The organism is Flavobacterium sp. UBA4854, assembly GCF_002399805.1.
GTDB lineage: Bacteria > Bacteroidota > Bacteroidia > Flavobacteriales > Flavobacteriaceae > Flavobacterium > Flavobacterium ginsengisoli.
The window spans coordinates 13,933-20,828 of sequence record NZ_DHEI01000153.1 but is presented as its reverse complement, the minus strand read 5'-3'; the positions used below and the strand labels follow the sequence as shown (position 1 = coordinate 20,828).

The window sequence follows — 6,896 nt, the reverse complement described above, 5'->3', positions numbered from 1 at the left end:
GTTTCATTTTTAGCTGAAACTAGTCTTTCTGCTACTTTACGACGTAACATAGATAATTTTGTACGCTCAGTTCCACGGCTTCCACCTGTTGGAGTTCCCATAGAAGGTACTGCATTTACAGCATCGTCTTTAGTAATTCTTCCGCCTTTACCAGTTCCTGAAACTGTAGCTGGAGCAATATTTTTTTCGTCTAATATTTTTCTTGCTGCTGGAGATGGAGTTCCTGCTGCATAGCTTGTCGCTGCTGGAGCTTGAGCTGGTGCTGCTTTTGGAGCTTCTGCTTTTACTTCAGCCTTTGGAGCCTCTGCTTTTGGCGCTTCAGCTGCTGGAGCTGTGCTTCCTGCTGGTTTAGCAGCATCTGTATCAATTAAACAAACTACAGCACCTACTGCAACTGTATCGCCTTCTTCAGCTTTTAGTGTAATTACACCGCTCATTTCAGCAGGCAATTCAAGAGTAGCTTTATCTGAATCAACTTCAGCAATAGCCTGATCTTTTTCTACATAATCTCCGTCTTTTACTAACCAAGTTGCAATTTCAACTTCTTTTATTGATTCCCCTGGTGATGGGACTTTCATTTCTAAAATCATCTTGTTTTTGTTTAAAGTTTAGTCAGTTTAAAGTTTCAGGCTTTGTGCAACATGAAACTTTAAACTTGAAACAATTATTTTTTTAATTATCTAAATAAGTTTTTATCGAATACCATTCTAATAGCATCTGCATGACGGCGTTTTGCACGTGTGTAACTTCCAGATGCTGGAGCAGAATATGCTTTTAATGAAGCCAATCTCCATTTTACAAGATCAAAATTCATTAACATAAAACTGTAAGCTCCCATGTTTTTAGGTTCTTCTTGCGCCCAAACATAATCATCAGCATTTGGATATTGTGCAATAATTTCTTTGATTTGATCTACAGGGAAAGGGAATAATTGTTCGATGCGAACCACTGCAACATCATTTCTTCCGTTGTTTTCTCTTTCTGCTACAATATCATAGTAGAATTTACCTGTAACAAAAACTAAAGTTTTTACACCTTTTTTATCTACTGTGTTGTCATCAATTGTTTCTTGGAAACTTCCGCTTGCGATTTCTTCAACTGTAGATACACATCTTGGATCACGCAATAAACTTTTTGGAGAGAAAACTACCAAAGGTTTACGGAAATTCGTTTTCATCTGTCTTCTTAACAAGTGGAAGAAGTTAGCTGGCGTTGTACAATCTGCAACATACATGTTGTGTCTTGCGCAAAGTTGTAAATAACGCTCCATTCTTGCAGAAGAGTGTTCTGCACCTTGTCCTTCATATCCGTGAGGCAATAACATCACAATACCATTTTGGTTGTTCCATTTATCTTCGCCACAAGAAATGTATTGGTCAATCATAATTTGAGCTCCATTAGAGAAATCTCCAAATTGTGCTTCCCAAATTGTTAATGCTTTTGGGTTTGCTAATGCATATCCATAATCAAAACCTAAAACACCATATTCTGATAAAAGCGAGTTGAATACGCCAAAGTTTCCTTTTTTGTTTTCAATAGCGTTTAATAAAATTACTTCTTCTTCAGAATCTTCTACTTTTACCACAGCGTGACGGTGAGAGAATGTACCACGCTCAACGTCTTGACCAGAAATACGAACATCAAATCCTTCTGTTAGAAGTGAACCGTAAGCCAATGCTTCTGCAGTTCCCCAATCTATAGTATTGTTATCGTAACCAGCTTTTCTGTCTGTAACAATTTTACTGATTTTGTTGATGAATTTTTTATCTGATGGTAAAGTTGAGATTGTATTGATTATAGAATCTAATTCTTCTTTAGCAAAAGTAGTATCCACTTTTTGAAGCATTTGCGTATCTGTTACCTGAACAAATCCATCCCATTCATTTTTCATGAATGGAGTAATGATTGTTAAGTCTTTTTTACGAGAAGCTTCTAAGTTTTCTTCTAATCTAGCTTTATATTCTTTTTCTAAAGCATTAACATAAGAAGCATCGATTACGCCGTCAGAAAGTAATTTATCTGCGTAGATGTCTCTTGGATTTTTATGCTTAGCAATGATTTTGTATAAAACAGGTTGTGTAAAACGAGGTTCGTCACCTTCGTTGTGTCCGTATTTTCTATAACCTAATAAGTCAATAAATACGTCACGTCCAAATTGCATTCTGTAATCTAATGCAAAAGACACAGCATGTACAACAGCTTCTGCATCATCAGCATTTACGTGTAATACTGGAGATAAAGTTACTTTAGCAACGTCTGTACAATAAGTAGAAGAACGAGCGTCTAAGTAGTTTGTTGTAAATCCAACTTGGTTGTTGATTACAATGTGGATTGTTCCTCCAGTTTTGTAACCATCAAGTTGAGCCATTTGAATGATTTCATATAAAATACCTTGACCTGCAATTGCAGCATCTCCGTGTACTGCGATTGGCAATACTTTAGAGAAATCATCAGCATAGTATTTATCTTGTTTAGCTCTTGTAATACCTTCAATTACAGCTCCAACAGTTTCTAAGTGAGAAGGGTTTGGTGCTAAATTGATGTTGATGCTTTTTCCAGATCTTGTTTTTTTGTCGGCAGTAAGACCTAAGTGGTATTTTACATCACCATCAAAATATTCTTGATCGTAATCTTTTCCGTCAAACTCACCAAAGATATCTTGAGTCGATTTTCCGAAGATGTTTGCCAAAACGTTCAAACGACCACGGTGAGCCATTCCCATTACGAATTGTTCAACACCTTTCTCAGCAGCTTGCTCGATCAAAGCATCCAAAGCTGGTATGATAGATTCTCCACCTTCTAATGAGAAACGTTTTTGTCCAACATATTTAGTATGAAGGAAATTCTCAAAAGAAACAGCTTCGTTTAATTTATTTAAGATTGTTTTCTTTTCTTCTGTAGAGAAATTAGGCTGATTAACATTGACAGCCAATTTATCCTGAATCCATTTTACAACGCCAGGATTTCTAATATACATATATTCAATACCGATATGCTGGCAGTAAATAGCTTTAAGACGATTTACGATATCTTGTAAAGAAGATGGCGCCATGCCAATTGTTTGTGCAGCATCAAAAACAGTTGAAAGGTCTGCTGCAGATAATCCGAAGTTTTCAATATCCAAGGTCGGAGATGAAGTTCTACGGTCACGAACAGGATTTGTTTTTGTGAATAAATGCCCGCGCGTACGGTATCCGTCAATTAATTTTAGTACATTGAATTCTTTTTGCAGTTTTTCTGAAACCAAACTACAGTCTGCGTTATCGCTAGTCACGTACTCAACGATAGTTTGCACAGGGTTTTCGTCGTTATAAGTTGTTTGTCCAAAGTCAAAACCTTGAAAAAAACTTCTCCAGCTAGGCTCAACGCTGTCTGGGTTTACTAAATATTGATCGTATAATTGTGCAAAAAACTCGGTATGCGCTGCGTTTAAAAATGAAAACCTATCCATAATATGAGTGAATATACTTTTTGTTATATAGAAAGGCAAAAGTACAACAATCACATTTATTTAAATCTTTTTTTTACGTACTTTTACGTAAAAATTTGTTAAAATAAACGTTAACTATGAATAAAATTCAATTTTCAATCGATTGCAGATATTTTTTTGTGATTTTGGCCGTCTTATTTTCAAGTTATAGTATTGCACAACAAAAATATGTTATAGACAACAGTAACCATTTTTGGGATAAGGTTCAGTTTGGAGGTGGATTAGGTCTCGGATTTGGTTCAGGCTATACTAATGTTTCTGTAATGCCAAGCGCTATTTATAATATCAACGAAATTGTAGCTGTAGGAGCAGGTCTTCAATTTGGTTATTTATATCAAAAAAATTATTACGAATCTTTCGTTTGGGGAGGTAGTCTTATTGGTCTAGTAAATCCTATTCCGGAAATCCAGTTATCAGCTGAATTGGAACAAGTAAGAGTTGATACCCAATATGAAGCACGATATGATGTTTATCATAATTATTATCCTTCGTATTCCGATAGTTACTGGAATACGGCTTTGTATCTTGGAGCAGGTTATAGAACAAAAAACGTAACAATTGGCGCTCGTTATGATGTTTTGTATAATCCTAATAAAAGCCTTTACGGTTCTGGATTTATGCCTTTTGTGAGGGTGTATTTTTAATCTAAAGTTACTAAAATTCTATTTTCTAGATTTGCTGATAAATGTAAATGGTTACAAATTCGCCATCATCTACTTTTATCAAATAACCTTCTGCATCATAAAAATATTTGAACGATTGTGTTTTTTGCGTAATACCATTGTCAACTATAGATTGTTCAATAATATGTAAATAAGGATTTGGCAATGTCTGGCCTAATAGAGACGAAAAAGTAGTAGCGATTTTATAATACGGTTCGTTATTATAGATACCAGCCTTTGTTTTGTCGTATTTTGTGAGAATAACTCTTCCATTGGCAACTTCGCCTAATGATTCAATAATTTCATATCGGGTTTCTTTGACTTCGGTATCGGTATATTCAAAAGTGGACGCATTTAATTTTCCTGTTCGTTTAGTGACTCTTTGCTCAGAATCATAGTTGTACACAGTTAAATAATTATCAATTAAAACTTTAGTAATTAAACCATTTTCATATGTGTATGGAGTACTGTTGTTTATGACATTTCCATTGCTGTCATATTCATAAGAAAATTCAATTCCAGAAGATCCCATTGATTCTGGACCTTTTTGAATTTCAATTTGAGTTAATTGTCCTGCATTATTATAAATATAATTTCTAACGTCTCCTTTAGGTGTATTTGTGTTAAGGGTATTTTCATTATCAGAATATAAATTATCAGTTAATGAGTAATCTGAAGTTTCGTCAATTTTATAATCGCTTTTTTTGTATTGAATTGATTGAACTAAATGTTTTGTAACTGCTTTCGTTTTTGAGGCTACAGTATTTTTATTGATGTTTTTAACAGCAGGTCTAAGTAAAGACGATTCTGGAAGCGTGGCTTTAGGCTGTAAAATTTTTGCCGTTACAGTTGTTGTCAGTCCTTTACTGTCTTTTATGGTAAAAGTATAATCTCCAGCAGCCAATTCTGTTTGTAATGGTGTAATGGTATAAGGTGGAGTTCCTCCAGCAGGAGTAATGGTTACTGAGCCTGTTTTTGCGCCATAAACGGCAACATCAACTTGTGTGAAAGTTGCAGTTAAAGGTTTTGTTTCTTCAGGATTTGGTTTTTCTGGTGTGACAGGAGAATCTTCTGAAGAACAGGATATTATTAGAAAAAGAAAGAAAGATAGAATCAGCGTAATTTTTCTCATAGATTTAGGAAATTATCTGACAAATATTATTCTTTTTTTTAAATAAAAGAAATAATGCGTTTGAAAAAAGAACCTTATTTATAATAATTTCTAAACCAAACCTTCTGCCATTCTCTTTTCAAAATTAAAAAGGCAACTTGTTCAGCAAGAATAACTAAATCAGAACCGTCGAGCTGTTTGATTTCGTTTTCGGGAACGTCAATTATATATAGGAGATTTAAGTATTCAGCAAATTTGTACTGAATCATTCGATAGATTTTTTCGTGAAGCTGAATTTTTAATTCGTCAGGCGAAATGCTTAACGGAAAATCAATTCCTTCATTTGCCAAATTAAAATCCTTATTAATCTGCTCAATAAGATTCAAATATAAAGTCTCTGCTTGCGCTTGTGCTAACAAAGATTCTGTATTTACCGGTGCTACAAACATGATATTTTTGATTTTAGATTGATGATTGTAGATTTTTTACTGAATACTGACACTGAATGCTGAAAACTAGACTTTTCGTCCCATTAAATTTTCGCCAAAAGTTCTCAAAACATTTTTCTTTTCGGTATTTATATCCATTTTTTCTAAAGTTTCAAAAGCTTTAAAAGTGTACATTTCGATTGCTTCTTGAGTAGCTTTTGATGCTCCAGATTCATTAAAAATAGTCTTGGCAGTTTCTATTTTTTCTGAATTATCTTCTAATTGTAAAGTAAATAATTGTTCTAATTCTGAAGCTTTTTCTTTAGAAGAAAACTCCAGGGCTTTTAGATACAAATACGTTTTTTTATTCTCTATAATATCTCCGCCAACTTGTTTTCCAAAAGTTTCAGGATCTCCAAAAGCGTCCAAGTAATCATCCTGAAGTTGAAAAGCCAATCCTAAATTTAATCCGAAATCGTAAATTAAGTCAGCTTCTTTTTCAGAAGTTTTAGCTACAATTGCACCCATTTTCATGGCAGCGGCAACCAAAACCGCAGTTTTATATTCAATCATTTTAAGATATTGAGAAATCGTAACGTCTTTACGCGTTTCAAAATCTACATCCCATTGTTGACCTTCGCAAACTTCAAGTGCTGTTTTACTGAATAATTTTGCAAGATTTCTAAAAACTATTGGTTCGTATTGTTCAAAATATTGATAAGCTAAAATTAGCATTGCATCTCCAGAAAGAATACCAGTGTTTAAATCCCATTTTTCATGAACTGTAACTTGACCTCTTCTTAAAGGCGCATCATCCATAATGTCATCATGAACTAACGAGAAGTTATGAAAAACTTCAACCGCCATTGCTGCGGGAAGTGCAATTAAATAATCAGTATCAAAAACCTCGGCTGCCATTAAAGTTAAAACCGGACGTATACGTTTTCCGCCAAGTCCTAAAATATATTCTATAGGTTCGTAAAGATTTTTAGGCTCTTTATGTATGTTTTGGCTTTCTAGATAATTAATGAAAAAATCTTGGTACTGACTTATATCGTGCATAATGAATTTCTGATTTCGTGCCCCAAAGATACAATTCAAATATGAATTATGAGATTGAAATGAAAATCTTAATCAAGATTCTTTTTGGGAGATAATCTTAAGAAAAAAAACACCTTCAGAATTTGAAGGCGTCTTTTCGGGAT

6 protein-coding genes are annotated in these 6,896 nt (G+C 34.1%); 1 reads left to right on the top strand and 5 read right to left on the bottom strand.

Annotated features, from left to right (window positions below; genetic code table 11):
* Both B3J44_RS21950 and B3J44_RS21945 read right to left on the bottom strand, forming a co-directional pair.
* On the bottom strand, nucleotides 1–590 hold a 590-nt coding region (locus tag B3J44_RS21950; RefSeq protein ID WP_286971424.1), incomplete at its 3' end, for a biotin/lipoyl-containing protein.
* Between the two features lie 86 nt (nucleotides 591–676).
* Nucleotides 677–3,451 (bottom strand): 2-oxoglutarate dehydrogenase E1 component, encoded by a 2,775-nt coding sequence (locus B3J44_RS21945; RefSeq protein ID WP_286971423.1) that lies wholly within the window; start codon nucleotides 3,449–3,451, stop codon nucleotides 677–679.
* Nucleotides 3,452–3,567: 116 nt separating this feature from the next.
* Between B3J44_RS21945 and B3J44_RS21940 the strand changes: the two genes are divergently transcribed.
* A complete protein-coding gene (locus B3J44_RS21940) occupies nucleotides 3,568–4,134 on the top strand; it encodes a hypothetical protein (RefSeq protein WP_286971422.1) in 567 nt (188 codons plus the stop codon).
* 25 nt (nucleotides 4,135–4,159) lie between these two features.
* On the opposite strand, the gene B3J44_RS21935 is transcribed toward B3J44_RS21940, so the two are convergent.
* From B3J44_RS21935 to B3J44_RS21925, 3 genes are all read right to left on the bottom strand, one after another.
* Nucleotides 4,160–5,284, bottom strand: a complete 1,125-nt coding sequence (locus tag B3J44_RS21935; RefSeq protein ID WP_286971421.1) for a SprB repeat-containing protein — start codon at nucleotides 5,282–5,284, stop codon at nucleotides 4,160–4,162.
* 74 nt (nucleotides 5,285–5,358) lie between these two features.
* Nucleotides 5,359–5,712 (bottom strand): hypothetical protein, encoded by a 354-nt coding sequence (locus tag B3J44_RS21930; protein ID WP_091490550.1) that lies wholly within the window; start codon nucleotides 5,710–5,712, stop codon nucleotides 5,359–5,361.
* A gap of 66 nt (nucleotides 5,713–5,778) precedes the next feature.
* Nucleotides 5,779–6,753, bottom strand: coding sequence for a polyprenyl synthetase family protein (locus B3J44_RS21925; protein ID WP_286971420.1), 975 nt, complete (start codon nucleotides 6,751–6,753; stop codon nucleotides 5,779–5,781).
* Nucleotides 6,754–6,896 lie beyond the last annotated feature (143 nt).